This is a genomic window from Paracoccus sp. DMF-8, assembly GCF_029309835.1.
In the GTDB taxonomy this organism is placed as follows: Bacteria; Pseudomonadota; Alphaproteobacteria; order Rhodobacterales; family Rhodobacteraceae; genus Paracoccus.
The window spans coordinates 360,825-385,468 of sequence record NZ_JARJHL010000014.1; the positions used below are offsets into that span (position 1 = coordinate 360,825).

A 24,644-nucleotide genomic window follows, 5' to 3' on the forward strand; every position below is an offset into this window, starting at 1 on the left:
GGAAATGAACGTCACGAACTGGATGCTGGACCGCGCGCCCGATGCGTATCTGTATGGGTCGCTGATCGCCTCTGCGCCCTATCTGCAAGAGGATTCGCGGCTGACGGTGTGGGCGGAACTCTACGCCTCTGCTGTGGCCGCCCTGAACGCTGGTGGCCGTGCTGGTCGCTGGCCCGGAAAACTGGTGATGCACAATGCCTGATACCACAACCCCGAACCTCGGGCTGACCAAGATCGAAGTCGGCGCCAGTGAAAACACCTGGGGCGGCAAGATCAACGACAACATGGACCTGCTGGACAGCCAAGTTGCGCTGCGGGGCGCAAACAACGGTTTCACCGTCCCTCAAACCATCAGGCAGGCCGTGACTGTTGCCGCTGAAACTGCGGGCGGCGATGCGTCGGTCTATTTCGAGTCCGTGGGCGGCTCAATGCAGGGCCAAATCCGGTATAACACGGGGCCGGGCGATCTTGTCATCCATAACCTTCGCGGCCCCGGCTCGACCATTGTCCTTGCCGAGAATGGCGACGTTTTGGTCAACGGATCGCGCGTGCTGACGAACGACTACAACCCGAATTTGCAGCACAATCAGATCGGATCGGTCATTTTCGCGCTGAACGTAGGGCCAAACTCGGGCGGGCCGGGCACGGTCTTTCCTGGTAGCGATCTGCGCTCCGCGTCGGTTGCAGCCACTGGCGAGGTGATCCGCAGCCTAGGGGCATCCCAAATGACGGGCCAATGGGTTCCGCGCGGCTATGTTCTACCCAACACGGCCACGATCTTCGTCAAGGTGAGCGATATCCCATGATCGCGCTTGATCTGCCGCCCGGAATGTTCCGGAACGGCACCGATCTGCAAGCCTCGGGCCGCTGGCACGACGGCAATCTGGTGCGCTGGAAGGATGGAGTGTTGCGCCCGGTCGGCGGTTGGGTGCCGCGCGGTGTCACGATGACAGGCCCGGCCCGAGGGGCGATTTCGTGGGTCGACAATACCGGGCAAAAACGCGCAGCTATCGGGACGCGGGATCGTCTTTACGCGATGCAGCCGGTTGGCGCCCTGGTCGAAATCAACCCGGCAAATCTGGTAGCGGGCCGGGCGAATGAGGGGGCATCAGGCGGCTTCGGCAGCGGCTTCTATGGCGCGGGGCCGTTCGGCGTGTCTGCCGACGAGGGCACGGCGAGCCTGCCGGTTGACACATGGTCACTCGACACGTGGGGCCAGAACCTGATCGCGGTCAGCACGGCGGACAAGCGCATCCTTGAATGGCCGCTGTCCGGTCTCGCTGCAAGGGTGACAAATTCCCCGCTTTGCACGGCGGCAATGGTCACGGATGAGCGGTTTCTGTTCGCGCTTGGGGCCGATGAAGATCCGCGCAAGGTGGCTTGGAGCGACCGCGAAAACAACACGGTCTGGACGGCGGACGCGACGAACGAGGCCGGGGATATGCTCTTGCAGACGCAGGGGCGCATCATGGCGGGCATCCGGGGCAAGGGGCAGGCGGTTATTCTGACAGATCAGGACGCGCACACAGCGACATATATCGCGCCGCCCTATGTCTATCGGTTCGACCGGGTGGGTTCGTCCTGCGGGCTGATCGCCAACAACGCCGTTGCTGCGGTTGATTCCGGCGTGTTCTGGATGGGGCACAACGGGTTTTTTACCTACGCCGGTGGCGCGGTCCAACAGCTTTCGTGCGATGTGTCGGACTTCGTGTTTGGCATCATCAACCGGGGGCAGGCGTCCAAAGTCGCGGCGGTTACGAACGCCCGCTGGAATGAAATCTGGTGGTTCTACCCGTCCGAAGGGTCGATGGAGTGCGACAGCTACGTCGTGTTCAACTATGCGGATCAGGTCTGGTATGTCGGGCAGCTTGGCCGGACCTGCGGCTTTGACGCGGGCGCGTTTCGGTCGCCAGTCTGGTGTGGCGTCGATGGCGGGCTGCACAACCATGAAAGCGGCTATGATTACGGCGGGATGACGGCATGGGCTGAAACCGGGCCGATCACCCTGGGCGATGGGGTGATGACGGCAACCATGCTGATCCCTGACGAAAAGACGCAAGGGCAGGTGCAGGCCACGTTTTCGGCCAAGCTGTATCCGAATGCGGCGCAGACCAGCCACGGGCCTTACCAGATGGGCGAGCCGACCAACGTCCGGTTCACGGGGCGGCAGTTCAAGATGCGCGTCGAGGGCCTGAACGAGGACGATTGGCGCGTCGGCGTGATGCGGCTCGATGTTCGACAGCGGGGGATGCGATGACGCAGCTTAATCACCTGCGCAGCCGTGACAGCGCGGCGCGCGACGGCACGCTGATGTTTGACGATGGTAAGATCGTGGTCAGCGTCGGCGGCCAGTGGATCGAGGTGGCGGAGGCAGTCCTGCGGTCACCTGATGGCAGCGCATGGCGGCTGGCGGTCAGCAATGCGGGCGTGGTTTCGGCGGTGGCGGCATGATCCGGGTCATCAAGCAATCCAGCAGCATGGGCGCGCTAAACCGGCGTTTCCAGCGCGACATGGAATTTCAACAGGCTGAGGTCGTGACTGGGCCGGGCGCGACGGCGGCGGGCGGGAATGACGGCATGGCGATCCGCTTTGGCACGTTTCCCGCGCCTGTCAGGCCGCGTCACTGGCGGTTCTTGGGCCTGCATGGTGTCGTTGGCATTGGCGCTGCCCGGTGGGCAGGCCTGTCCGACCTTGAGGGGCGATGGCTGGTCATCGGCAATCGTTTCGCGGTGGCGGCGTGATTGACCGATGCCGCCCGTGGATCGAGGCGGCGCTGGAATACTGCGGCGGCACATACGCTTTCGAGGACGTGCAGGAGCGCATCGCGGATGGCCGGATGCAGCTTTGGCCCGCAGATGACGCCTGCGCGGTCACGGAAATCTCGGTCTATCCCCGGCGCACCATCCTGACCTGCGTTTTTGCAGGCGGGAACATGGACACGCTCAAGAAAATGGCCCCGGCGATGGAAGCGTGGGGCAGATCGCAGGGTTGCGACGGAACGGAAATCTACGGCAGGCGCGGTTGGGTCCGGGCGCTGCACGGCCTCGGCTATCGCGAATCCTCGGTGGCGGTCAGAAAGGAATTGTGATGAGCAGCAAGCAGTCGTCATCGGTCAAAATCCCGCAATATATTCAGGACGCCTCGCAGGACGCGATCCGGCGCGCGCAGGAACAGGCCAGCATCGGATATATGCCCTATTACGGCATCGACGTGGCGGGCTTTACCCCGCAGCAGGAGGCCGCGTTTCAGGGCGTGAACGACATGGCGTCGGCGTTCGGGATGCAGGGCGCGCAGGTGCAGATGCCGCAGGCCATGACGCAAAACGGCATCACCGGCTATTCGTCGGGGTCGCTCTACGATCAGGCGCTTGCCGAATTGCAGCGCCGCAACCCCGGCCAGTATGACGCTTATTCCGGGCTGTTCATCAACCCGCAGACGGGCGCGGCGCCCACGTCGGCGGTGGTCAACCCGCGTCCGACGCAACCGACGCAGCCGACGGCACCGGGATCGCCGACGCCCGCATATGACCGGGAGTCGCTGGCCCGAAACTTCTTTGGCCGGGGGAGCAACCGATGAGCGTATTCAACCAGTCCGCCAACGCCCTGACGCGGGCGATCCGCACCACGGGCAATGTCGCCGGGCAGGCCGGGCAGAACCTCGGCTTCGGCGCGCCGCAGATCGCATGGGGGGCGGGGCAGAACGTCAGCGCGCCGCAGATCCAGTTCGGGGCAGGGCTGAACGCATCGGCTGGGCAGTTGTCGGGCACGAACCTGCAGCCCTACATGAACCCCTACACGCAAGGCGTCATCAACTCGACGCTGAACACGATGGGTCAGCAGTTCCAGCAGCAGCAGAACGATCTGGACGCGCAGGCAACGGCGGCGGGCGCTTTTGGCGGATCGCGGCATGGCGTTGCGATGGGTCAGGCCGCGAACGCATATCAGCAGAACGTCGCGAACACGGTCGCGGGGCTGAACCAGTCGAATTACCAGCAGGCGCAGGCGGCGGCACAGAGCGATATCGCGAACCGGATGCAGGCGCAGCAGTTCAACATCGGGAACGCATTGAACACGCGGGCGCAGAACGCGAACTTGCAGGCGCAGGCGGACCAGTTCAACGCCGGGAACATGCTGAACGTGCGGTCGCAGAACGCGGCGAACCAGCTTGCCACGAACCAGACGAACGCCAGCAACCGGCTTGCGGGCATGAACACGCAGTTGCAGGCCGGTTCGCAGCTTGGCAACCTGTCGAACCTCGGTTTCGGCATGGGCCAGCAGATCAACAGCAGCCTGAACGCGGCGGGCACGCAGCAGCAGCAGCTTATCCAGTCGCTGCTTGACGCGGGGCGCCAGCAATACGGCGGATACACCGGCGCAGGCGCGCAGGGTCTGGCGGGGATTCTCTCGGCAATCGGCGGATCGCCTGTGCCTCAATCGACCACGACATCCAGCAACCCTGGCCTGCTCGGCATCTTGTCAGGCGGCGCGTCGATCCTTGGGGCGCTGTGCTGGGTCGCGCGGAGTGTCTACGGCACAGAGGACGGCAAGTGGCTGCAATTCCGCAAGTGGCTGCTGCTGCGGGCGCCTGACTGGCTGTTCACGGCCTATGTCAAGCATGGCCCGGCTGCGGCTGAATGGCTGGACCGCAACGCATGGGCTAAGCGGATCATCCGCCCGTTCATGGACCGCGCGCGTAAACAGGTGGCGTGATGGATGCGTCGTATTTCCTGCGGGGGCTGATCCAGCGGGGCCTGCCCGAGCATATCGCGCAGGGATTCCTGATGAACGCCCAGAACGAAAGCGGCCTGAACCCCGGCATCAACGAGGCAAAGCCGCTGGTTCCCGGATCGCGGGGCGGCTTCGGCCTGCTGCAATGGACCGGCCTGCGCCGTCGCCAGCTTGAGGCATTCGCAGGACAGCGCGGCACGGCGGTTTCAGATCCCGACATGCAGATGGACTTTCTCATGTCCGAATTGCAGGGGCCGGAGAAATCGGCATGGAACCGCATCCAGCAGGCCACCACACCGGGCGAGGCGGGTGCGGCCATCGTCAACGCATTTCTGCGCCCGGCAGAACAGCACCGCGCGCGGCGAGAGCGCGACTATCTGGGCGGCGGGCTTCTGAATGTCGCCGCATCCACCAAATCCCCGGAGACGCCCATGAACGGCATTCTTGGCATGATGGCCCAGCCCAAAGACGAGCGCACCTTCGGGCAGCGTTTCAGGGACGGCATGCGCGACGGCAGCACATGGGACGCCATTGCCATGGGGCTGAACACCATGCGCGGGGCAGAGGCCGATCACGGGCTGGCGTCGATGGTGCAAAACCGGATGCAGGGCCGCAAGGACGAGCGCCGGATCAACCAGACGGCGCAATGGCTGCGGGCGCAGGGTCGCGAGGATCTGGCAGCGGCCATCGAAGCCGGGCTGATGGAAGGCGGCGCGGCCATGCAGACGATGATGCAGGGCCAGCAGCAGGCGCAGGAGAAGAACCAGACGATTGAATGGCTGCGGTCGATTGGCCGGGATGATCTGGCGGAAGCTGCGGCTTCGGGCGCGCTGCCGATCGGTGAGGCGTTCAACGCGGCGAATGGTCAGGACCAGAAAACGCCGTCCGAAATCGAGGCCTTGCGTTGGCGGGCGGAGCAGGCCGGGCTGACGCCGGGGACGCCGGAATATCAGCAGTTCATTCTGAACGGTGGGCGGCCAGGTGATGATGGTGGCCCGGCTGCGTTTCAGGCGCTGCACATGCAGGCGGAAGCGGCTGGCTTTCCGGCAGGTTCGCCGGAGTATCAGCAATTCATGGCCACCCGCGGCGCTGGACTGGCCGCTGAGGCGAAGGCTATCGGATCGGCGGCGGGCGCATCGGCAGCGTCGGCAGAGGGCGATTACCAGACGGCCCAGAACGCGCTGGATCTGATCGAAAGCATTCGCAACGACCCCAACCGGCGGAGCGGCACGGGGAAATCGTCCATCTTCAACGCTATCCCCGGCACTGGTGGATCTGACTTCCAGCAGAAGGTCGAACAGGCCAAAGGCGGGGCGTTCCTGACGGCTGTTCAGACCATGAAGGGCCTCGGCGCGCTGTCGAACAATGAGGGCACGGCAGCGACGCAGGCAATTACCCGCATGAACACCGCTTCGACAGAGGAAGGTTTCATGGAGGCGCTGGCAGATTACGAAAAGATCGTGCGTCAAGGCATGGCGCGCGCGACGCGCAACGGCGGCGGACCCCAGCAGGCACAACCGGCAGAAGCGCCACCGACGCAAGCCGCGCCGCAGCGCCGCCGATATAACGCGCAGACAGGGGGCTTTGAATGATCGAGATTGAAGGCCCGGACGGCGTTATCTACGAATTCCCCGCAGGGACAGACGATGCTGTCATCACGACCGCCATGCAGAAGGTCTATGGCGCGCCGCAGCAGGCGCCCGCTTCGCAGCCGGTCCAGCAGGCCCCGGCAGAGCCGCAGGGGCAGGGATACGGCAACAATATGGCGCAGGCCGCAGGCGACGGCGTTTTCTTCGGCTTCGGTGATGAAATCAGTGCCCGCCTGAACGCAATGACCGGCTATGATGCCAACACCGGCACCTATGGCAATTGGGGCACCACCTACGACGACCAGCTTGCAGCCGTTCGCGGTCAGGAAAGGCAGTTTCGCGAGGATCACCCTGTTGCCAGCTTTGGCGCGGAGTTCGCGGGCGCGATGCTTCCTGCGGCGGTTGGCGTGGGCGCCGTGGGGCAGGGCGCGAATATCTGGTCGAAGATCGGGCGCGGCGCGGCGGCCGGTGGTGCAATGGGCGCGGCCTATGGTTTCGGCGAGGGCGAGGGCGGCATTGGTGGGCGCGTTGAAAACGCACGGAACAACGGGCTTATCGGGCTGGCAGCGGGCGCAGCAATCCCCGCTGTCGGCGGGGTGATTGGGTCAGCGGCAAGAGGCCGCGCTGCCCGCAAAGCCGTCCGAGAGGCTGCGCGAAATGCACCATCCACCGAGGAACTGCGCGCCATCGGCAACGGCCTGTATCGCCAAATTGACGACGCAGGGGTGCAGATCAAGCCGGAAGCGTTCGATGAAATGCGCGGGGGGCTGCTGGACTACCTTCGCGCTAACACCGGCTTTGACGAACTGCCCGGCCCCGGCAGCCTGACCCCCAACACAGGCCGCGTCATGCAGATCATGGACGAAGCAGGGCAGAAAATGGCGCAGGAGCCAACCGCAGCCTTGCCGTTTCGCAGTCTCGACCAGATGCGCCGTCAGGCAGGGGCAGCAGCGGGCAATGTGACCAACAAAACCGACAAAGCAGCGGGAACGGCGGTCATTCAGCAACTGGACGATTTTGTTCAGCGCCTCGGCCCCGATGATGTGGTGGGCGGCGACGTCGAAGCTCTCAAGACGGCGATCCCTAAAGCGCGTGAAGTTTGGTCGCGCATGTCCAAGTCGCAGCTTGTCGATGACGCCATGGAGCGGAGCGAAAACTACCTTTCCGGCGCTGCCAGCGGCGTTCGCAACCAGTTCAAGAACATTCTGCAAAACAAGAAGCTGGCAGCGAGATTTACCGCCGCAGAACGCGCGGCGCTTCGTCAGGTCACGCACGGCAGCACGCTGGACCAGCTTATCAACCTTGCCGGGGGCGGGTTGGCGCAGATGGGTGCAATCGGCGGCGGTATTTACTCTGGCGGACCTGTCGGCGGGCTTTTGGGAATGGCGGCAGCAGCGGGGCAACGCAAGCTGGCCGAGGCTGTCACCATGCGCAATGCAGAAATGGCCCGCGCGGCTATTGCCAGCGGCAGGTTGAACAATGGCGTCCTGGCTCAAGCCTTGGCTATCGCTGGACAGCGTCCTGAACGGCTGACGAATACGGGTCTGCTTGGGATGCTGCCTGTGTTGTCGACCGAGATGACCAAGCCGTGAGGCCGACGGCGAGAGCGCAGAATATGACGATCAGCATTGCCTTTACGTCATGCTCATTTCTGCGCAATCGAAACATCGCATAGGCAAAGAACACGCATATGGCGTTTGCAGCGATGACTGCGGTGAAGATTTGTGAGCCGTTCATGCCCCGCAATATAGGCGCTGATGCGGGGCACGGGAAGGATCAGAACGTCGTGCAATTCACCGATTGTCCGAAGCGAGAGCAATTCGTCGTGGTCATGCGGGGCGCGGTGTAGGGCTGAACAACTACCGGCGCGGGCGTGTATTGCTGACCCCTAAATGGGAACTGCGGCATCCGCCCGTCTGATCTGCCGCATTGATAGGTCATGTAATACCACGTCACCGGGCCGGGGAGCAGATCGGCAGCAGTCCTGCCCGCTTTGCTGTGGCTGTCAACAACCTGATACGGACCTTTGCACTGATTTGCGGCTTCGGAAAAACACCCTTCCGCCGATCTGTTGCATTTCGACGTGAATAGATTTTCGCCGCTCGGGCCGGTCACTGTGCTTGTCGATGGTGCAGCACAACCAAAAAGAAACAGCCCGAAAATGGGCAACATCAGACGCTTCATCACAACCTCCGCAAGAATCACTTTCTGAATAGCACGCAAGCCGCCTTTCGGGGCGGTTTTTTCGTGGGAGTTACCATGACCAAACCCAAGCCCATGTCGGACGATGAAATCCAGAAGATCGCGGCCTCTGCCGTCGAGTCCGCCTTGGATTTCATCCGCTCGGATATCGAGGACGAACGCCAGAAGGCGCAGCGATATTTCGACGGCCAGACCGATATCCGCTCGACCGAGGGCCGCAGCAAGGTCATTGCGACGAAGTGCCGGGACGCGGTGCGGCAGGTCAAGCCGTCGCTGATGCGCGCGTTTATGACGACATCAAAGCCGGTCGAATACATCCCGACCGGGCCGGAGGATGTGGCCGCAGCCGAACAGCAGACCAATTACGCCCGCTATGCGTTTCAGCGCGCCGGTGGGTATAAGCTGCTGAACTCGGCCTTTCACGACGCGCTGGTCAAAAAGACCGGGTTTCTGAAAGCGTGGTGGGACGAGTCCGAAGATATCGAGATTGACGAATATTCGGGCCTGACGGACGACGTTTTCGCGATGATCGGGGCCGACCCCGAGGTGGAAATCATCGAGCACACCGCCACGCAGGACATGCTGACCGACCCGATGGGCCAGCTTGTCCCGGTCACGCTGCACGACGTCAAGCTGGCGCGGATCAATCGCAAGGGCAAGTTGGCGATCAAGCCAATCCCGCCGGAAGATTTCTTTGTCGATAGCAACGCGACCTGCATCGAGGATGCGCTATGTCATCGGCCATCGCTCGGAAATGCGGGTTGGCGATCTGGTCGCGATGGGGTTCGACTTTGACGACGTGTCGGATCTGGGCACCGATGACGACGACGAGGACGCGGAAACCAACCGCCGCGGCTATACCCTGGACGACGAGGAAGGCGGCACAGACCCCGCCATGAAGCCGGTGACGGTCTACGAGGCCTATATGCGGATGGACGTCGAAGGGACGGGCGTTCCCCGCATGTATGCCCTGATCCTTGCAGGGGCGGCGAAGAAGCTGCTGCGCTACGATCTGGCGGATTACGTCCCGTTTGCGGTGTTCGAGGTGGACCCGGAGCCGCACGCCTTCTTTGGCCGGTCGCTGGTCGATCTGCTGATCGAGGACCGGGACGCGGCAACGTCCATGCTGCGCGGCCTTCTGGACAACGTCCACATGTCGAACAATCCGCGCCTGTCGTTCGATGAACAGCAGGTCAATGTTGATGATCTGCTGAACAATGAAATCGGGGCGCTGATCCGCACCAAGGGCACGCCCATGGACAAGATCGCGCCTCTGGTTGTGCCCTTCACGGGCGATTCCGCCATGGGCGCGCTGACCTATTTCGACACGGTAATTGAGGGCAAGACCGGCGTTTCCCGCGCGTCTCTGGGCCTCAACCCCGACGCTTTGCAGGCCACCACGGCGGCGGCGGTCAACGCCACGATCAGCGGGGCAGCCGGGCAGGTCGAGGTCATGGCCCGCAATCTTGCCGAAGGGGGCATGAAGCAGCTTTTCCGGCTGATCTTGCAAATCGTCTCGCAGCACGTCCAGCCCGGCGAGCATATGCGGCTGGACGGGAATTTTGTCGCAATCGACCCCCGGTCATGGCGCGTCGATATGGACATGGAAATCAACGTCGGCTTGGGAACCAACCGGGCCGAGGAACGCATGATGGCGCTGCAATTCACCCTGCAACAGCAGCTGATGCTGATGCAGATGGGCAGTCCGCTGGTATCCATGACCAACCTGCGCAACACGTTGGCCGACATGCAGCAGGCGGCGGGCATCCACAATTCGGATCGCTATTACGCGCCGATGAACCCGCAAGTCGAGCAGCAGATCGCACAGCAGCAGCAGGCAGCCATGGAGGCCCAAGGCCAGCCGCAAGACCCGAACGCCATGCTGGCGCAAGCCGAGGTCCAGAAGGCCCAGATCGCGGCGCAGGCGAAGCAGCAGGGCGACATGGTGCGGGCGCAGGTCGATATGCAAAAGGCCGCCATGGCTGACGATCTGAAACGGGACGAGTTGGAACAGAAAGCCATCATCGACGTGGCGAAGATCGCGGGCGAGTTCGCGCACAAGGCGCGCGCCGCTGATGCGCAGGAAATCCGTGATCTGCAAGCGCAGCCGAGGTTCTGATGGCCAGCCCAGTTCAAGCTAAAGCCGCGCGGGCAAAGGCCCTGCGCGAAGATCCGGCATTTGCCGAGTTCATTCAAGAGGTTCGGAGCCGTCAAGTTGACGTGTTCCTGAACGCGGAATCCTCATCCGAGGCCCGCGACGAAGCCCACGCCATAATTCGGGCGGTCGGGAAAATCGAGGCAGCCCTGAAATCCGCTGAAACGGATTGGGCATTTGAGCAGAAGAAAGGTCAGCACCGTGGACACGACTGACGATATCACCTCCCTGATTTTGGAACCGGCAGAAGCGCCGGAACCCGCCCCCGAGGCGATGGAAGAAGAAGCCCTCGAGGTTGAAGAAGCCCCTGAGGAAATCGCCGCCGATGAAGGCGACGAGGATGACGACGACGAACAGGACGAAGGTCCGCAGGAACAACGCATCATCGTCAAGGTTGACGGTGAAGAACGCGAGGTGACCCTCGACGACCTCAAACGCTCCTATTCGGGACAGGCGTATATCCAGAAGGGGATGCAGGAAGCCGCAGAGGCCAAGAAACAGGCCGAGGCGGTTTTTCAGCAACTCCAGGAGGGGCGCAACGCGGTTGCCGCCCTTTATCAGCGGATGCAGGCGGGCCAACTGGCCCTGGCACCCACCCCGCCGGACCCTGAACTGATCAACACCGACCCGTTTGGCTATCTGCGCCAAAAGGAGGCGTTCGAGGTGAAGTTGCAGGAATACCGGCAGCAGCAAGCCCAGATCCAGCAGGCGATCGGCCAGCAGTCGCAGGCTGATGAGCACGCGATGCGGGTCTATGCCGCCGAACAGGCCCGCGAATTGTCGCGCCACATTCCCGATTTTGCCGACGCCGAGAAGGCAGGCGCGCTCGGGAAAAAGCTGGTCGCGGCTGGCGATGCCTATGGCTACAGCGCCGAGGAAATTGGTGGCGTCATGGATGCCCGCGCGATCCGCGTGCTGCACGACGCGATGCAATGGCGTGCGCTGCAAGGGGCGAAAAAGACGGTCGAGGAAAAGGCCCAGAAGGCCCGCCCCATCGTCAAGCCGGGGGCGAAAGCCGCCGAATCCACTGGACGCAAAGGGCAGGCCGAGAAGGCCCGCGCCCAGATGCACAAAACCGGCAGCGTCGACGACGTTGCCAAGTATCTCCTGACCTGAAAAGGAAAATCCCATGGCAGTTACCGCCAATACCGCGCTGACCTACTCGAACGCGGTCATCCGCGAAGATCTGAAAGAGGCCTACGCCTCGATTTCGCCCACGGACAGCCCGTTCCAGTCGCTGGTCGGAAAAGGCAAGTCCGCTGCGGTCTATCACGAGTGGCATGAGCTTGACCTTGCCGCCGTCGATACCACCAACCGCGTTCTGGAAGGCGAGGCAAACCCGCCCGTTGACGCGGCCACCCTGTCGGTTCGCAAGGGCAACTATTGCCAGCTGTCCGACAAGCACGTCATCGTGTCCAGCACGTCGAACGCCTCCAATTCGGCGGGCGACACCGGCAAGATGGCCAAGCAGGTCGCGCTGAAACTGAAAGAGTTCAAGCGCGACGTGGAATCCATGCTGCTGACCAACACCGCCGCGAACCCCGGCGCTGCTGGCACGGCGCGGGCATCGGCGGGCCTTCCGGCGTTCCTCATCACCAACACCAACCGGGGCGCGACCGGGGCCAACCCGACGACCTCGGGCGGTGGTTCCGGCGCGGGCTATCCCAACGCTGCGGCGACCGATGGCACCCTGCGGGCGCTGACGGAAAACATGCTGAAAGCGGTGATCCAGACCGCGTGGCAGAACGGCGCCACCCCGACCACCATCATGTGCGGCGGTCTGGTGAAGCAGAAGATTTCGACCCTTTCCGGCAACGGTATGGTTCGGAACGGCGTGGCCGACAAGGAAACGCTGTATACGGCAATCGACGTTTATGTGAGCGATTTCGGGACCTTGCAGGTCGTGCCTAACCGCTTCCAGCGCGCGCGCGACGTGTTCGTCCTGGACCCGGATTTCATCTCGGTCGATTTCCTGCAGTCGGTCAAGCAGGAGCCGCTGGCGAAAACCGGCCACGCCGAAAGCCGCCTGATCTCGGCGGAATACACGCTGATGGTCGAAAGCCAGAAGTCGCAGGGCGTCATCGCCGACATCGACGGCTCGCTCTGATCGCCATCAATCGCAACGAAAGGGGCTGCTTCGGCGGCCCCTTTTTCATTGGGGGAACCCCATGCGCATCAAGATCACCACAGACGCCGGGCCTTGGGTCCACGGCGCGCCTCGCGCCTTTGGCGAGGTCATCGACGCGCCCGACGACGAGGCGCTGATCATCATCGGAAATGGACACGCGGAACATGATTCAGGACCGGATTCTGACGGACGAAAAGACAACGACATTTCTGCGCACGCAGGACGTGACGGCGGATCTGGAGCGCGCCGCAAGGCTTCGCGAAAACCTGCGCGCGGGGTCTGACCTGCGCCACGTCGGCACGGTGCCGATGGTGATTGCCGAGCAATGGTCGCGCGAGTGCGGCGAGCGGATCGGCACCGCGGGCTTCAAAGAATACCTGCAACGCAAGCTGCAAGACGGCGAGTTCTCGAAACTCGCAATCGGGAAGTTCTGACCATGTTCATCCAGCCGTTTCTGACCCGGCGCCTGACGCCGATGATTTTCCATCAGTCCGGGCGCGCAGAACCCGGCTGGCGCATCGACCCCGAGAATGGCGGCGCGGAAATTCTGTCTGCGCCGAACGAACCCCCAACCCCTTTGATCGTGCCGGGCGACACCGTGGCTTATGTCGTCGCCTTCGCCGAACCCTCTCCTGACGCCCCGGTCATTCATGTGGCCGATGACCCAGAGGTGGCATAATGCCCAAATTTCTGACCGTCCCCGCCGCTGATGGCGATGATTTGTCCAATGGTGTGATCCACAATTCGACGGTGCTTTCCGGCCTGTCTAACGGCACATCCTACATCTGTTACCGGCTGTCTGCGCCTTCGGATGCGTTTGTCCCGGTGGCTGGCGCGGCCCCCGTCATCACGCAGCAGCCGAGCATCACCCCGTCCAGCGCGACGGTGGGGGACAGCGTGACGATCAACCTGGGCGCGGCGACGGGCGCAGATGGACCGCCGACGTGGACGCTGATGCTTGGATCGACTGACGTTACCGCGCAAGCGATTGGCGATCCGCTGGCCTATGAGGCCACGGCGGCTGGAACTCTCACTCTGGCGGTGACGTGGTCCAATGACACGGGCAGCACGGTTGCAACGCCTGCCGTGATCGAGGTTGAGGACGCCCCGTCGCCCGGCGTGGACCTGTCGGACGCGGCGATCTATATCCCTGACACCAGTGACCCGGCCGCCGACCTCACCCTGCCGTTGGTCGCACAAGGCCGCCTTGCCGCCAACTTCGCAGAGACGGCGGGCGGCGGCACGCTGCAATCGTCGCCGCGTGGCATCGAGTTCGACGGGACCAATGGCCTGATCCTGAACGATGTGGACATTTCCAGCGGCTATTACATGGTCGGGATCGCCACATGGGACGGCTTGGTCGGGTCGCAGACGTGGCCGGTTTTCGCCCACCTTCGGACGTCGGTCGGTAACGTGATGCAGATCCGCCGCAACGGAAGCAACCTCCAGGCCAACTGGAATTACGGCACTGCGACCAACAGCGATGGCGGTGCAATGCCATCGCTCACCATCGGAACGCCTGTCGTGTTCGGCGTCGAGGTGGACCCGGTTGCGGGGACGGTGCGGACGTGGAACGGCACGGCCTTTGCGTCCAAGGCGCTTGGTGCCTCTGGCGCGCTTGAAACCAGCATCCTGCGCCTTGGCCGCGACCAAGCTGCCACCAACTTCATTGATGGTGCGATCAAAGATTTTACGTTCGAGACCCTTGGGGCTTCGCAGGCCGTCACCTTCGAGCAGGCGCTGTCAGAACTCGGCGCCCCGGTGACGCCCCCTTTTCCCTAACCGCTTTGCGCGTGTCTCTCCACAACCGTCAATCGGAAGGTGGAGCGCGGAGCGGGACAGGGACGGCGATGATCGACGGGCTTGACGGGCAGATGACCTATCTTGCTGGCCTGCGCACCGATGGCGGGGCTACGGTTGCGCCTTGGGGGCCGGGCGACCAGCCGCTGAACACGTCGATACCCGCCACCAGTATCACCGATATCGCCCCCGCGCTTGGCGGTCGAGGCGGCATCCTGCTGGCGGCGCAGTCCTGCTATCTGCACCGGACCATCGGCGCAGACCCGGATCAGGGCGCGCTGGTCATGGATGCGGGCGTCGGCGGGCTGAATCTCGATAAGATGCTGATCGGCCAGTTGCAGGGCGATAATTACTATTACATGCTGTCCGAGGTCGCGCGGCTGGCTGCGGATCAGGATTTGACCGTCACCTGCCCGGAAATCATCCATTACATCGGCACATCGAGCAAAAGCGAATCCTATGCCGTCGCGCTCGGCAATATCAATCTGGTCTGGGATCAACAGCAGGATTGGTGCGAGACAACATGGGGGCAGATCCTCGGCATCATCGCGGGCCAGACTGGCGGCGACTGCAACACCGCGCCCGATCCCTACGACGTGACCATGGCGCAGTATGATGCTGTCCGGGATCGCGGCGGCGAGATTGCGACCAGCCAGCGTATCTGGACGATCAACGACAACAATATCCACACCGACATTGACGTGTCTGTGATGATTGGCGAGGTCATTGACTGGTGCCGCGAGGAGCGGGACGCGGGCCGCAAATGGACCCCATGGGCCAGCATCACCAAGTCCGGCGCAACGGTCACGGTGGCGTTCGACCTGCGGCCCGGCGAGACGCTGGTCAACCGGGCGGATTTTTACGACGCGCACGGCGGGGCAGCGACCGCGCCCAACTTCGGCTTTGAGGCAGACGGCGGCATCGTGTCGGCGGTCCCCGATCTGGACGGCAACACGGTCGTCGTCACGCTGACCAGCGCATCGGCATCATGGTTCCGGTTCGCCATGCAGCGGCAGGACGTGATGGCCTATGGGGTGCCAGATGGCGCGCTGACCTATAACCAGTCCGCACATCGCACCACGCTGTTCCCGTCCGAAACGCGGGCCAGCCGGTTCTATCCGGGTGAGACGCTGTGGCGGTCCTTGCCGTCGTTCCACGTCCTGTTCGACGGCGATCAGGTCCAGCGTTTGGACGGCACGCCGTTCGAGGTGGCGCCATGATCCGCGACCTACTGACCCCCGAAGCCCATCAAGACGGCTATGTCTGGGCCGCTGTGCTGCTGTCCCACGCCTTTATCGGGGGCGTGGGCGTCATGTTCATGGGCTGGTGGTTCCTCCCGGTCTACATCGCGTTCGAGGTCGTGCAGGCCGTCCGTGCGCGCCGGGCGCTCTACTGGGACTCGGTGCTGGATATCGTCGCCGTCGTTCTCGGCGGTCTGTCCGTCGCAATCGGATCAATATGGGCGGCGCTGGCCGTCCTGAGCATCGCTCTGTTCGGATGGTATGTCAGGAGGGGCAATGGCTGATCGCACAATCGGGTGGCTCGCCCGTAATCACTTGGACAGGTATCGCCCGCTGCTGATGGCGATGCAGATCGGCGCGTTTCTGGTGGGCTGCATTTTCTATGTGCTCATGTCGAATCCCGGGACATTCCGAGAAGATGTCTGGGGCGGTATGGCCTATTCCGTCCCGGCAAAATTCTGGGCGCTGCTGAATATGTCGGCGTCGTCAATGACGGTTGTGGGGCTGGCCAAGCCCGTCCGTTGCCGGCTGGTGATGATCGGGGCAGGCATCAACTGCTGTCAATATGCCGCGCTCGCTTGGTCAGTCGTTTTTTCAGGCGGGGATCCGGTGATCGGTCTCTATGCCGGGATCATTTTCCTGCCACTCAATCTGTGGCTGCTGACCGAGGCCGCGACCTATGACAAGTGACACCCTGAAAGAATTGGTCGCCACCTTCGGCCCGGTTTCGGGCCTTGGGGTCTGGATCCTCTGGAACCTCTGGAAGAACAAGCCGCAATCCGACCCGGCCCGCGACGTGATGAACAGCCTTGACGATCTGGCCGAGGATCTGCGCGAGGTGAAGGGCGACGTGAAGGACGTCAAAGCGTCCAACCAGAAAATGAACCTGCGGCTGACCCGGTTGGAGACGTTGCAAGAGGTGGCGGACCGGACACACCCTCCGCGCTAGTCCCGCCTAACAACCGCCCGCCTTGTCGCGGGCTTTTTTCATGGGAAATCGACATGAAAGACAACTTTGACGCCTGCCTTGCAAAAGTGCTGGCCCACGAAGGGGGATACATCAACCACCCCCAGGACCCCGGCGGGGAAACCAATTACGGAATCAGCAAGCGGTCATATCCCAACGAAGATATCCGGGGAATGACCCGCGCCCGCGCCGCGCAGATCTACCGGCGCGATTACTGGGACGCTGTGCGGGGGGATGATCTGCCTGCCGGGCTGGATCTGGTGGCCTTTGACGCAGCGGTCAACAGCGGGCCGGGCAGGGGGGCCAAGTGGCTGCAACAGGCCGTGGGCGCGTCTGCTGACGGCAAGGTCGGCCCCGCCACTCTGGCCGCTGCCAAAGCCTCCGACGCCAAGACCGCGATCAACCGGGCCTGCGATTACCGCATGGCCTTTCTGCGCGGGCTTGGGACGTGGCCGACCTTCGGCAAAGGCTGGTCCCGCCGTGTCGAGGATGTGCGGGCAACGGCGCTGGCCATGGCCACCACCGCACCGGCCACCACCACGACCGGGGGCGGCTTCCTCGCATCCCTTCTTTCCGCAATCCGCAAGATCCTGAAAGGATAGCCCATGCTGGCACTCATCATCCGCATCGTCTTTTACGCCGTCGCAGGCGCGACCGCATGGACCGGCGCGATTACAATGACCGGGCCGGATAACGCCTGCCTCAACATCCCCGCGCTGGCAGAGGCCATCAGCGGTGGCGTCGGGCTGGCTGCTGGTGGCAGTCTTGGCGTCCTGACCTTTATTTGGTCGCGCATCGCCAAGCGCCGGGGCGGTGTGACGTGATCACCATGGCTGTCGGCGGCATCATCGCGGCGATCGTGGTCCTGCTGGTCCTGAAAGGGGGCTGGCAGAGGCCGGACGAATAAAGCGGGCCGATCTGCACAAGACCCGGCCCGCTGGCTCAGCATCACAATCATCAGCGTCACTCGTTACCCCGCCAGTTTAGCAACTCCCGCGCGACGGGCATAGTTGGCGGTTTCGTCATAGGTAGAGCTGCCTAGGGGTCCTCCGCTTCCCGCCGTGCTTCTTCGATCCGGGCCATCTCGTCGTCTGGACCTTCGTCATTCAGCGCCTCGACCATCCGGCCGCGCCGGGCTTGCTGACGCATCAGTCCTGCGATTTTCCGCTGCGCGGCCGGTGAAGGATCTCCGACGCCAGACAGGCCATGCGCCGCCGCTTCTGCGCCGCTGGCGAAGACAGGAACATCCGGGGCGTAATCCCAGACCTCGGGGGCAAGCCCGCGCCCATGCAGGCGCAGCGCAAGCAACTCGTCGCGGTCATGCGCCATCAGCCAGCCGCCGCACAGGCAACCGTCCTTCTGGTGGCACATGAACAGGCCAAGCGGTTGCTGCCATGTCTCGCGATCATAGGCGGGCAGCTTGGCATATTCTTCTGGGCCCAGATCCCCGAAGGCACGTCATGGCGATAGGGGCACGATCCGCAGGGAACCTTTGGGGGTGCGATCTGTGTCATGCCGTCACCGCTCGAGGCGCTCGACCATGCCTGAGAGGTCCTCATCGTATCCCATCACACGCCCCTCTCGACCGCATCGGCCCGCGCGATGATGGTAGAGCGGATCATGTCTCCGTCCCTACTGCCAGCCGGGAACAGGTCCGCCGCCTCCCTATACGCATCCGCCTGGACGCGGTTCAGGGCTGCGGTGGCGTCGGCGGGGACGCGAATGCGGCCTTGAAACCCGTCATAGAACGGTTCGGCGCTGATCGGCACAACGCCTTTAGGGCTGTTTATCGAATCTTCCAGAGCGCGGCAGATCATCACCACCTTAGCCATCGCCCGATCCTCATAGGCTTTGGCGTCATCCTTGTGCCCTGATCCACCGCAGGCTGGACATGCGTTGTCGCTGTCCTCGATCCATTTGGCCTCGGGGTTGGTGTCGGCAAAGACATGGCCCGCCGCAATCTGCGCAGCACGGGCGGCTTTTGCCTCCGCCAGCGCCTCGTCACGCTCGCGGGTCAGGCGGGCGATTTCGGCTTGTAGCGGCGCAACAGGATCGGGCGGGAAGTCCATCGGGAAACTGACCTCGCGCCCGGGATGATTGCAGCAGTTTGGGCGGATGGTCGCGCCATCATGCGTCCCGCAATTTGGACAGACGTTTTTGGTCTGCATCATTCTTCCCCTTTCAGCTTGTCGTCGCAATGCGGGTGGGTCATGGGCGGGACTCCTCGAACCACTTACGGACACCCGCCGGTGTTTTGTGGACCGCCAAACCAAGGCGCCGACCATTAAGATCATGCGGTGCCCAGAACTCGTTGGTGTATCTCTCCGCCATCCCGATCACCGTATCTCCGTCCATGATGCGTCGGCTGTCGCCAGAGCCTGTGGTTTCAATACGGAGCTTCACCGTTGATGGCATCATTCTTCCCCTTCTGTCGCGGGAGCATCAGCCGCCCTCCTAGCCTGGTGGGCGGCGAGGGCTAACGATGCGTCGTAGAAGTCGGCGGGTTTCAAAGTCCCGCTATACGTTGACCTGTAATCACCATCTGTCCAGATCACGGTTATGGCGCAGGTTGCTTTATCAACGTGTCGGGCGAATGGCCGAACCGCCTCCGCTAGCACGTCCGCGTGAGCCTCTGCGGCGGCAAGCGCGGCCTCGGCAGCTTCGGCACGGTCGCGCAGGGTGTCATTCACATCCCAAAGCCTTTGCACCATTTCAACCCATTTAGGGCCGTGACCGCCTTTTGCTCGCAAGTCTTGAGCATCGTAGCGCAGGGTGGCGGCTTCATCGCTCGGCTGTGGGGCGGGGTGGGCGTAAAGGGGGGTGAAACCTCGCAGCGGCTCATACACAAAATTGCCGCCCCGACTCATCCACGCCACCGGCTCAGCGTCCTGCGCCACGGGGGCGCGGCAGAGGTCGGCGCGTATGTATGCGACCTCATCATCCTTCATCCGTTCATCGGGGCATTCTTCAACCCACGTCAGGTTGTCCATGTCGGCCCAAATCCGCTCCGGCGCGGTCGTGGTGTCGGCGGTCATGTCTTTTCTCCATGCGCCGCTGCCCATGCGCAAAGAGCCACACCGATCACGGCGGCGTCATGCGGGGACAGGTAAAGCCAGAAATTTTCGTCTGGATTGTCCTTCGGCCCCTTGGTTTCGGGATCGTAGGTCTGCGGCAAATCCCTGCGCTGGTAGATCACTTGCAGGCTGTCATCGGCCTCAATGTCGATGGTCCAGAGCGCATCTACGTCCGGCGAATAGTAGGACAGGCTGAAATGCTGCGCACCACCGCCGTCCGCGAAAAACTTGCTCATTGCTTTCTTCATACTCTCTCTCCTGCGGTGATGGGGAACGCAGGCGCATCACCCGGCGTCATGTGCGCGGTCGCAGGCCCGGCGTCTCGGGTGGGGTGGTTTTCCACGCGATCTGCCAACCCATTGATGTTTATTGCGCCGTCCGTTCCCGGTTTTCCATCGCAAGCGTATGATTTGCCGTGATTATTGCGGTCCCTCACTGTCCGCCATTATCTCTCCCGTATATTCTTTAAGTCGTTGATCTACGTCGATAATTCGAAGGCCTGACTTGTTGGACAAAATACATACCCTACATTTCACCTTACAGTGTGCCCTACAGATGATTGTTTGGCCCTAGGCTCAGGACCCATTGATTTCCGACTGGCGGCGTGATTCACGGTTCGAAAAGCGAGCGGTGACCATGTCTGATCTTTTTTGGTTGACGGACGCGCAGATGGCGCGTCTTGAGCCTTTCTTCCCCAAGTCCCACGGCAAGCCTCGCGTCGATGATCGACGCGTGTTAAGCGGGATTATCTTCATCAATCGCAATGGCTTACGGTGGCGCGATGCCCCGGCAGCCTATGGCCCGCACAAGACACTATACAACCGTTGGAAGCGGTGGAGCGACAAGGGCATCTTTGCCCAAATGATGGCGGGTCTGGCGGCCGGGCACGGCGAAGAGAAGACCGTGATGATCGACGCCACTTACCTGAAGGCCCACCGCACCGCGACCAGCATGGGCGTGAAAAAGGGGGGCGTGGGCGCCTGATTGGTCGCACCAAGGGCGGCATGAACACCAAGTTGCACGCCATCTGCGACAGCCAGGGCGCCCCCTCAACCTGTTCGTCACTGCCGGACAGGTCAGCGATTACATCGGCGCGCGGGCATTGCTGAGCAGCCTGCCGGATGTCGATTGGCTGCTCGGGGATCGCGGCTATGACGCCGACTGGTTCAGAGAAGCGTTGAAAGACAAAGGGATACGCGCCTGCATCCCAGGCCGGAAGCAGCGGAAGAAAACCGTCAAGTACGACAAGCGCCGGTACAAACGGCGCAACCGGATCGAGATCATGTTCGGCAGGCTCAAGGATTGGAGGCGTGTGGCGACCCGGTACGACCGTTGCCCCAAGGTATTCTTGTCAGCAATCGCACTTGCTGCCCTCGTCATCTACTGGCTTTGAAACTCAATGAGTCCAGACCCTAGGACATGATTGCTGCAGGTTGTACGGGTTTAGCTTCATGGACGACTGCCCGCTCGCGGGGCGATCGAAGCTAGGGTCGTTCCCTCGGCATCGCCGCCGTTACCTCGGCGCTCCTCAGTATATGGCCGGCGGTCAAACCGCCGCGCCCCCAATCCAACGCAGCCCACCGGGCTTCATGGGCGCGGCGAGCGGCCTTGATCCGATGCGGGTCCGGGGGCGTAAGTATGCCAAGGATTGTCGCAAGTTCGCCGCCGCGGCGGCGACCATCTTCAACGACCTGGCGGCGGACCGGCTCAGCGCGCCGTGGCCGATGGTGCGGCATCCATCAGTGCGTGGACAGCCGCCAATCACGCCGTATCGCGGGTGTAGGAGGTGATGATGCCGCCAAGCTGACGTCGGCAGCGGATTGGGCCGTCACGGGCAGGACGAAAGTCGACCTGAAGCACATTGTTCCCGATGTCCCGGCCTCGATGCGGACGCTCGACATTGTAATGGCGCACCCATGTGCGCAGGATGTAATCGAGCTGCGACCGGCTGAAGCAGACGAAGAAATCCAGGCATTCGCGCTTGATGGTGCCGATGAAGGATTCCGCGAAGGCATTGGCGTTCGGCGCCCGGTGCGGGATCTGGATGACCCGGGCAGCTTCCGACGCCCAGACGGCATCGAAGCTGGCGCTGAACTTGGTGTCGGCGTCGCGGATCAGGAAGCGCGGCGTGATCCCTTGTTCCGCGCACCACATCAGCGTATTGCGGGCCTGCTGCGTCACCCATGCCGCGCCCGGGGCATAGGTCGGGCGCTGCAGAACACGCGGCGGCTGCCGAGATGGATGAAGATCAGCACATAGGCCGTCAGCGGCCCACGGGCGGTCAGCACGGTCTTGGTGAAGAAATTGCAGGCGACCATGCTTTCTATATGCGCCCTGATGAAGGTGGTCCATGGCAGGGCCGGCTTCTTTCGCCGCTTCTCGGGGCTGGGGTGGATGCCCGCCTCATCAAGAATGCGCTTGACCGAATTGGCGCCGGCATAGAGCCCGAGTTTTTTCAGCTCCCCGGCGATCCGCTTGTAACCCCAGAGGAGGTTTTCCGACCCGATGCGGATGACGACATCGCGCAGCTCCTGCGTCAGGCGCGGCCTGCCCACGGGTTTGAAGGGGCGCCCGTTGCGCATCTGGGCAAGCCAGCGCTTGTAGGTCGCGGGCCTAGCCACCTCCATGATCCCGTCGATATCGTGCCCACACTCCTCCCCGATGCGCAGAAGCTCGGCTTTCTCGGCGGGCGACAAGATTATCCTTTGCGCCGGGATGCGGGCCCGCAGAATATGGATCTGGCGCCTCGAGCAGCCGCATCTGCGCGTTGTGCCGCGGCATGAAGAACCGGGCCAGGGAAGACCATAAGGAGGGAGAACGACGAATTCATCTTGCCGGGCCCCAGCACGGCCCTTAAAAATTGCCGTCATGTCAATGCGATGAGGCGTGCCTACATTTTGGCACCCCGCTCAGGAAGACCAAAAGCGCGCGGGACGGACGATGGCCGTCAAGACACCTTGACGCGCCGCTGCAGACAGGTCAGTCGATCTCTCCATGAAGCTATAATAGCCCCGATCATCCGGTTCGCTGTCAGTCGCGACTGAACCAGATGACCATTAAAACCATCATCCGCATCTTATAAAACAATGATTTAGGTGGTGGAGAAGGTTGTCTTTCAGACCCATCCCCTCCGGGGCTTCCGGCCGGGCAAGCTGCAGGAGCTTTTGCCATGACCCCTCATTTCCGCGCGATCGACGTATCGGGCCAGCCCGCGCTTGAACCGGCGGATCAGGCCGCGCCCGTGCTCGACTGGATCCCGATCCGGCAGCTGGTGATCGACGATCGCTATCAGCGCCCGCTGACCCGTGCCGCAATCATCATCTTCTGGATCTGAAATTAATAGGGATGGAACCTAGAACGGAATATCGTCGTCGAAATCCGGTTGCTGCCGCGCGGGGGCGCTGCTTGCAGGGGCGCCGTAGCCGCCGTCGTCATAGCCGCCGCGTGAATCGCCGCCTATCGAGCCGCCACCGCCGCCGCCACGGCTGTCGAGCATGTGCAATTCGCTGCGGAAGGGGCGCAGGGCGACCTCGGTCGAGTAGCGGTCGTTGCCGTTCTGGTCCTGCCATTTGCGCGTTTCCAGCTGGCCTTCGACATAGACCTTGCTGCCCTTGCGCAGATATTGTTCGGCGACGCGCACCAGCGGTTCGGAATAGATCGCGACGGTATGCCATTCGGTGCGCTCGCGGCGTTCGCCGCTGTTGCGGTCCTTCCAGCTTTCCGATGTCGCGATGCGCAGGTTCGCGACCTTGCCGCCACTGGGGAAATTGCGGACCTCGGGGTCCTGACCCAGATTGCCGACCAGAATTACCTTGTTCACGCTGCCTGCCATCTGTCGGTCCTCTGCATCCGATCCAATTCTGGCGTCCCGTGTAGCGCGGGAGGCTTGCCCGTCGCAAGTCCAACCCGGTCGCAAGCCCAACCTGCCGGGTCCGGGCGGGTTCCGCGAGGCGCTGGATCGGCGAAAAACTGCCGATGTAAAAATTGCACCTGAAACGTGATCGTGGCGCCACACGGAAAATGGCTATATTTCGGCGCAAAAAGCAGACCGACGTATAGAGGGCAGTCTTCATGAAACCGAACCGGATCGGAATGTGGCGGGCGACCGCGCGTGCGGGCGTTTTGGCGGCCCTGTCGCTTGCCGTTGCGCTGCCAGCATGGGCGGACGGGCTGCGGCTGTCGGGCGGCGGGTCGAAATCGCGGCAGGCCCAGTTCGAGCGCCAGACCCGGCTGATGGATTCGCGGCTGTCGGGGCAATACCAACGCTCTGCGCGGCTGCGGCCGAACGGGGTTTCAACCTCGAGGGCGGCGCCCGAAATCGCCTCGGGGGCGATCCCGCGATATCGCGGCAATATGCGCAGCCAGTATCTGCCCCATGCCCGTGCCGCCGCGCGCAAACATGGCATCCCCGAAGATCTGTTTCTGCGTCTGGTCCAGCAGGAATCGGGGTGGAATCCGAATGCGCGCTCGCACAAGGGGGCGCATGGTCTGGCGCAGCTGATGCCGGGCACGGCGGCCAAGCTGGGGGTCGATCCGCGCGATCCGGTCCAGAATCTGGACGGCGGCGCGCGTTATCTGCGGCAGATGTATAACACCTTCGGCAGTTGGCGGCTGGCGCTTGCGGCCTATAACGCGGGGCCGGGGGCGGTGGCGAAATACGGCGGCATCCCGCCCTATCGCGAAACGACGAATTACGTCCGCATCATCCACGGCGGTTGAGACAAAAGAAAAGGCGCGGGGACTGGCCCGCGCCTTTTTCAT

General features: G+C 62.9%; 34 protein-coding genes and 1 pseudogene. 27 read left to right on the forward strand and 8 right to left on the reverse strand.

The annotated features are described in order from the left end of the window. The first annotated feature begins 4 nt into the window (after nt 1-4). Genes PE067_RS16185 through PE067_RS16230 form a run of 10 tightly spaced genes read left to right on the forward strand, consistent with a single transcriptional unit; the run spans nt 5 to nt 7,908 of the window. Entirely contained in the window at nt 5-202 is a 198-nt protein-coding gene (locus PE067_RS16185; protein WP_276190726.1) for a hypothetical protein, read from the forward strand. Further along, nucleotides 195-806 (forward strand): hypothetical protein, encoded by a 612-nt coding sequence (locus tag PE067_RS16190; RefSeq protein WP_276190727.1) that lies wholly within the window; start codon nt 195-197, stop codon nt 804-806. Before PE067_RS16185 ends, PE067_RS16190 begins: the two co-directional genes overlap by 8 nt. Continuing rightward, entirely contained in the window at nt 803-2,257 is a 1,455-nt protein-coding gene (locus PE067_RS16195; protein WP_276190728.1) for a hypothetical protein, read from the forward strand. The genes PE067_RS16190 and PE067_RS16195 overlap by 4 nt, the downstream gene beginning before the upstream one ends. Then, on the forward strand, nt 2,254-2,451 hold the full coding sequence (locus tag PE067_RS16200) for a hypothetical protein (protein WP_276190729.1): 198 nt from the start codon (nt 2,254-2,256) through the stop codon (nt 2,449-2,451). The genes PE067_RS16195 and PE067_RS16200 overlap by 4 nt, the downstream gene beginning before the upstream one ends. Then, nucleotides 2,448-2,741, forward strand: a complete 294-nt coding sequence (locus PE067_RS16205; protein WP_276190730.1) for a hypothetical protein — start codon at nt 2,448-2,450, stop codon at nt 2,739-2,741. Before PE067_RS16200 ends, PE067_RS16205 begins: the two co-directional genes overlap by 4 nt. Beyond that, nucleotides 2,738-3,088, forward strand: coding sequence for a hypothetical protein (locus PE067_RS16210; RefSeq protein WP_276190731.1), 351 nt, complete (start codon nt 2,738-2,740; stop codon nt 3,086-3,088). Before PE067_RS16205 ends, PE067_RS16210 begins: the two co-directional genes overlap by 4 nt. Next, complete coding sequence (locus tag PE067_RS16215; RefSeq protein WP_276190732.1) at nt 3,088-3,576, forward strand: hypothetical protein; 489 nt, start codon at nt 3,088-3,090, stop codon at nt 3,574-3,576. The genes PE067_RS16210 and PE067_RS16215 overlap by 1 nt, the downstream gene beginning before the upstream one ends. Continuing rightward, on the forward strand, nt 3,573-4,709 hold the full coding sequence (locus PE067_RS16220) for a hypothetical protein (protein WP_276190733.1): 1,137 nt from the start codon (nt 3,573-3,575) through the stop codon (nt 4,707-4,709). The genes PE067_RS16215 and PE067_RS16220 overlap by 4 nt, the downstream gene beginning before the upstream one ends. After that, the gene (locus PE067_RS16225; RefSeq protein WP_276190734.1) at nt 4,709-6,319 is read left to right on the forward strand and encodes a phage tail tip lysozyme; all 1,611 of its coding nucleotides are present in this window, start codon (nt 4,709-4,711) and stop codon (nt 6,317-6,319) included. The genes PE067_RS16220 and PE067_RS16225 overlap by 1 nt, the downstream gene beginning before the upstream one ends. Next, on the forward strand, nt 6,316-7,908 hold the full coding sequence (locus tag PE067_RS16230) for a hypothetical protein (RefSeq protein WP_276190735.1): 1,593 nt from the start codon (nt 6,316-6,318) through the stop codon (nt 7,906-7,908). The genes PE067_RS16225 and PE067_RS16230 overlap by 4 nt, the downstream gene beginning before the upstream one ends. A 184-nt stretch (nt 7,909-8,092) precedes the next feature. Here PE067_RS16230 and PE067_RS16235 read toward each other — a convergent pair whose 3' ends face one another. Then, nucleotides 8,093-8,500: a hypothetical protein gene (locus PE067_RS16235; protein WP_276190736.1), complete on the reverse strand. Its 408-nt coding sequence runs from the start codon at nt 8,498-8,500 to the stop codon at nt 8,093-8,095. 75 nt (nt 8,501-8,575) lie between these two features. Between PE067_RS16235 and PE067_RS16240 the strand changes: the two genes are divergently transcribed. From PE067_RS16240 to PE067_RS16305, 14 genes are all read left to right on the forward strand, one after another. Further along, a complete protein-coding gene (locus PE067_RS16240; protein WP_276190737.1) occupies nt 8,576-9,313 on the forward strand; it encodes a hypothetical protein in 738 nt (245 codons plus the stop codon). Next, nucleotides 9,243-10,637 (forward strand): hypothetical protein, encoded by a 1,395-nt coding sequence (locus PE067_RS16245; RefSeq protein ID WP_276190738.1) that lies wholly within the window; start codon nt 9,243-9,245, stop codon nt 10,635-10,637. The genes PE067_RS16240 and PE067_RS16245 overlap by 71 nt, the downstream gene beginning before the upstream one ends. After that, nucleotides 10,637-10,888: a hypothetical protein gene (locus PE067_RS16250; RefSeq protein ID WP_276190739.1), complete on the forward strand. Its 252-nt coding sequence runs from the start codon at nt 10,637-10,639 to the stop codon at nt 10,886-10,888. Before PE067_RS16245 ends, PE067_RS16250 begins: the two co-directional genes overlap by 1 nt. Continuing rightward, the gene (locus PE067_RS16255; protein ID WP_276190740.1) at nt 10,875-11,789 is read left to right on the forward strand and encodes a hypothetical protein; all 915 of its coding nucleotides are present in this window, start codon (nt 10,875-10,877) and stop codon (nt 11,787-11,789) included. Before PE067_RS16250 ends, PE067_RS16255 begins: the two co-directional genes overlap by 14 nt. Before the next feature lie 13 nt (nt 11,790-11,802). Next, nucleotides 11,803-12,780 (forward strand): DUF5309 family protein, encoded by a 978-nt coding sequence (locus PE067_RS16260; protein ID WP_276190741.1) that lies wholly within the window; start codon nt 11,803-11,805, stop codon nt 12,778-12,780. A 185-nt stretch (nt 12,781-12,965) separates the two neighbouring features. Next, nucleotides 12,966-13,235 carry a hypothetical protein gene (locus PE067_RS16265; RefSeq protein ID WP_276190742.1) on the forward strand — a complete coding sequence of 90 codons (270 nt, stop codon included), beginning with the start codon at nt 12,966-12,968 and terminating at the stop codon, nt 13,233-13,235. Nucleotides 13,236-13,237: 2 nt separating this feature from the next. Next, complete coding sequence (locus PE067_RS16270; RefSeq protein ID WP_276190743.1) at nt 13,238-13,480, forward strand: hypothetical protein; 243 nt, start codon at nt 13,238-13,240, stop codon at nt 13,478-13,480. Continuing rightward, nucleotides 13,480-14,583 (forward strand): hypothetical protein, encoded by a 1,104-nt coding sequence (locus PE067_RS16275; protein ID WP_276190744.1) that lies wholly within the window; start codon nt 13,480-13,482, stop codon nt 14,581-14,583. The genes PE067_RS16270 and PE067_RS16275 overlap by 1 nt, the downstream gene beginning before the upstream one ends. Nucleotides 14,584-14,651: 68 nt before the next feature. Next, the gene (locus PE067_RS16280; protein WP_276190745.1) at nt 14,652-15,821 is read left to right on the forward strand and encodes a hypothetical protein; all 1,170 of its coding nucleotides are present in this window, start codon (nt 14,652-14,654) and stop codon (nt 15,819-15,821) included. Continuing rightward, a complete protein-coding gene (locus PE067_RS16285; protein WP_276190746.1) occupies nt 15,818-16,126 on the forward strand; it encodes a hypothetical protein in 309 nt (102 codons plus the stop codon). Before PE067_RS16280 ends, PE067_RS16285 begins: the two co-directional genes overlap by 4 nt. Further along, the gene (locus PE067_RS16290; RefSeq protein ID WP_276190747.1) at nt 16,119-16,532 is read left to right on the forward strand and encodes a hypothetical protein; all 414 of its coding nucleotides are present in this window, start codon (nt 16,119-16,121) and stop codon (nt 16,530-16,532) included. The genes PE067_RS16285 and PE067_RS16290 overlap by 8 nt, the downstream gene beginning before the upstream one ends. Then, entirely contained in the window at nt 16,522-16,791 is a 270-nt protein-coding gene (locus PE067_RS16295; protein WP_276190748.1) for a hypothetical protein, read from the forward strand. The genes PE067_RS16290 and PE067_RS16295 overlap by 11 nt, the downstream gene beginning before the upstream one ends. A gap of 53 nt (nt 16,792-16,844) precedes the next feature. Further along, nucleotides 16,845-17,411 (forward strand): glycoside hydrolase family 108 protein, encoded by a 567-nt coding sequence (locus PE067_RS16300; protein ID WP_276190749.1) that lies wholly within the window; start codon nt 16,845-16,847, stop codon nt 17,409-17,411. Between the two features lie 3 nt (nt 17,412-17,414). Continuing rightward, nucleotides 17,415-17,633: a hypothetical protein gene (locus tag PE067_RS16305; protein WP_276190750.1), complete on the forward strand. Its 219-nt coding sequence runs from the start codon at nt 17,415-17,417 to the stop codon at nt 17,631-17,633. A gap of 214 nt (nt 17,634-17,847) precedes the next feature. Here the strand turns inward: PE067_RS16305 and PE067_RS16310 are convergent, their stop codons facing one another. The 4 genes from PE067_RS16310 to PE067_RS16325 all read right to left on the reverse strand — a co-directional run bounded on the left by PE067_RS16310 (nt 17,848) and on the right by PE067_RS16325 (nt 20,131). Beyond that, on the reverse strand, nt 17,848-18,252 hold the full coding sequence (locus tag PE067_RS16310; protein WP_276190783.1) for a DUF6283 family protein: 405 nt from the start codon (nt 18,250-18,252) through the stop codon (nt 17,848-17,850). 125 nt (nt 18,253-18,377) lie between these two features. Beyond that, entirely contained in the window at nt 18,378-18,878 is a 501-nt protein-coding gene (locus PE067_RS16315; RefSeq protein ID WP_276190751.1) for a hypothetical protein, read from the reverse strand. Nucleotides 18,879-19,223: 345 nt separating this feature from the next. Further along, nucleotides 19,224-19,844 carry a hypothetical protein gene (locus PE067_RS16320; protein ID WP_276190752.1) on the reverse strand — a complete coding sequence of 207 codons (621 nt, stop codon included), beginning with the start codon at nt 19,842-19,844 and terminating at the stop codon, nt 19,224-19,226. After that, on the reverse strand, nt 19,841-20,131 hold the full coding sequence (locus PE067_RS16325) for a hypothetical protein (protein ID WP_276190753.1): 291 nt from the start codon (nt 20,129-20,131) through the stop codon (nt 19,841-19,843). The genes PE067_RS16320 and PE067_RS16325 overlap by 4 nt, the downstream gene beginning before the upstream one ends. 388 nt (nt 20,132-20,519) lie before the next feature. Here PE067_RS16325 and PE067_RS16330 point away from each other — a divergent pair. Then, a pseudogene (locus tag PE067_RS16330) lies at nt 20,520-21,276 on the forward strand (IS5 family transposase). A 368-nt stretch (nt 21,277-21,644) separates the two neighbouring features. On the opposite strand, the gene PE067_RS16335 reads toward PE067_RS16330, so the two are convergent. Both PE067_RS16335 and PE067_RS16340 read right to left on the reverse strand, forming a co-directional pair. Beyond that, nucleotides 21,645-22,064, reverse strand: a complete 420-nt coding sequence (locus PE067_RS16335) for an integrase core domain-containing protein (RefSeq protein ID WP_276190754.1) — start codon at nt 22,062-22,064, stop codon at nt 21,645-21,647. Continuing rightward, a complete protein-coding gene (locus PE067_RS16340; RefSeq protein WP_276190755.1) occupies nt 22,061-22,579 on the reverse strand; it encodes a hypothetical protein in 519 nt (172 codons plus the stop codon). The genes PE067_RS16335 and PE067_RS16340 overlap by 4 nt, the downstream gene beginning before the upstream one ends. A 473-nt stretch (nt 22,580-23,052) precedes the next feature. On the opposite strand from PE067_RS16340, the gene PE067_RS16345 reads away from it, so the two are divergent. Then, on the forward strand, nt 23,053-23,217 hold the full coding sequence (locus PE067_RS16345) for a hypothetical protein (protein ID WP_276190756.1): 165 nt from the start codon (nt 23,053-23,055) through the stop codon (nt 23,215-23,217). A gap of 18 nt (nt 23,218-23,235) precedes the next feature. Here the strand turns inward: PE067_RS16345 and ssb are convergent, their stop codons facing one another. After that, nucleotides 23,236-23,715: a single-stranded DNA-binding protein gene (gene ssb, locus PE067_RS16350; RefSeq protein WP_276190757.1), complete on the reverse strand. Its 480-nt coding sequence runs from the start codon at nt 23,713-23,715 to the stop codon at nt 23,236-23,238. 239 nt (nt 23,716-23,954) lie between these two features. Between ssb and PE067_RS16355 the strand changes: the two genes are divergently transcribed. Next, complete coding sequence (locus PE067_RS16355) at nt 23,955-24,602, forward strand: transglycosylase SLT domain-containing protein (protein WP_276190758.1); 648 nt, start codon at nt 23,955-23,957, stop codon at nt 24,600-24,602. Nucleotides 24,603-24,644: the final 42 nt, after the last annotated feature.

Coding starts and splice junctions, on each gene's coding strand:
- PE067_RS16185 (WP_276190726.1), top strand. CDS start 5: ATGAACGTCACGAACTGGATGCTGGACCGCGCGCCCGATGCGTATCTG.
- PE067_RS16190 (WP_276190727.1), top strand. CDS start 195: ATGCCTGATACCACAACCCCGAACCTCGGGCTGACCAAGATCGAAGTC.
- PE067_RS16195 (WP_276190728.1), top strand. CDS start 803: ATGATCGCGCTTGATCTGCCGCCCGGAATGTTCCGGAACGGCACCGAT.
- PE067_RS16200 (WP_276190729.1), top strand. CDS start 2,254: ATGACGCAGCTTAATCACCTGCGCAGCCGTGACAGCGCGGCGCGCGAC.
- PE067_RS16205 (WP_276190730.1), top strand. CDS start 2,448: ATGATCCGGGTCATCAAGCAATCCAGCAGCATGGGCGCGCTAAACCGG.
- PE067_RS16215 (WP_276190732.1), top strand. CDS start 3,088: ATGAGCAGCAAGCAGTCGTCATCGGTCAAAATCCCGCAATATATTCAG.
- PE067_RS16220 (WP_276190733.1), top strand. CDS start 3,573: ATGAGCGTATTCAACCAGTCCGCCAACGCCCTGACGCGGGCGATCCGC.
- PE067_RS16225 (WP_276190734.1), top strand. CDS start 4,709: ATGGATGCGTCGTATTTCCTGCGGGGGCTGATCCAGCGGGGCCTGCCC.
- PE067_RS16230 (WP_276190735.1), top strand. CDS start 6,316: ATGATCGAGATTGAAGGCCCGGACGGCGTTATCTACGAATTCCCCGCA.
- PE067_RS16235 (WP_276190736.1), bottom strand. CDS start 8,500: ATGAAGCGTCTGATGTTGCCCATTTTCGGGCTGTTTCTTTTTGGTTGT.
- PE067_RS16240 (WP_276190737.1), top strand. CDS start 8,576: ATGACCAAACCCAAGCCCATGTCGGACGATGAAATCCAGAAGATCGCG.
- PE067_RS16245 (WP_276190738.1), top strand. CDS start 9,243: ATGCGCTATGTCATCGGCCATCGCTCGGAAATGCGGGTTGGCGATCTG.
- PE067_RS16250 (WP_276190739.1), top strand. CDS start 10,637: ATGGCCAGCCCAGTTCAAGCTAAAGCCGCGCGGGCAAAGGCCCTGCGC.
- PE067_RS16260 (WP_276190741.1), top strand. CDS start 11,803: ATGGCAGTTACCGCCAATACCGCGCTGACCTACTCGAACGCGGTCATC.
- PE067_RS16265 (WP_276190742.1), top strand. CDS start 12,966: ATGATTCAGGACCGGATTCTGACGGACGAAAAGACAACGACATTTCTG.
- PE067_RS16270 (WP_276190743.1), top strand. CDS start 13,238: ATGTTCATCCAGCCGTTTCTGACCCGGCGCCTGACGCCGATGATTTTC.
- PE067_RS16275 (WP_276190744.1), top strand. CDS start 13,480: ATGCCCAAATTTCTGACCGTCCCCGCCGCTGATGGCGATGATTTGTCC.
- PE067_RS16280 (WP_276190745.1), top strand. CDS start 14,652: ATGATCGACGGGCTTGACGGGCAGATGACCTATCTTGCTGGCCTGCGC.
- PE067_RS16285 (WP_276190746.1), top strand. CDS start 15,818: ATGATCCGCGACCTACTGACCCCCGAAGCCCATCAAGACGGCTATGTC.
- PE067_RS16290 (WP_276190747.1), top strand. CDS start 16,119: ATGGCTGATCGCACAATCGGGTGGCTCGCCCGTAATCACTTGGACAGG.
- PE067_RS16295 (WP_276190748.1), top strand. CDS start 16,522: ATGACAAGTGACACCCTGAAAGAATTGGTCGCCACCTTCGGCCCGGTT.
- PE067_RS16300 (WP_276190749.1), top strand. CDS start 16,845: ATGAAAGACAACTTTGACGCCTGCCTTGCAAAAGTGCTGGCCCACGAA.
- PE067_RS16305 (WP_276190750.1), top strand. CDS start 17,415: ATGCTGGCACTCATCATCCGCATCGTCTTTTACGCCGTCGCAGGCGCG.
- PE067_RS16315 (WP_276190751.1), bottom strand. CDS start 18,878: ATGGACTTCCCGCCCGATCCTGTTGCGCCGCTACAAGCCGAAATCGCC.
- PE067_RS16320 (WP_276190752.1), bottom strand. CDS start 19,844: ATGACCGCCGACACCACGACCGCGCCGGAGCGGATTTGGGCCGACATG.
- PE067_RS16325 (WP_276190753.1), bottom strand. CDS start 20,131: ATGAAGAAAGCAATGAGCAAGTTTTTCGCGGACGGCGGTGGTGCGCAG.
- PE067_RS16345 (WP_276190756.1), top strand. CDS start 23,053: ATGACCCCTCATTTCCGCGCGATCGACGTATCGGGCCAGCCCGCGCTT.
- ssb (WP_276190757.1), bottom strand. CDS start 23,715: ATGGCAGGCAGCGTGAACAAGGTAATTCTGGTCGGCAATCTGGGTCAG.
- PE067_RS16355 (WP_276190758.1), top strand. CDS start 23,955: ATGAAACCGAACCGGATCGGAATGTGGCGGGCGACCGCGCGTGCGGGC.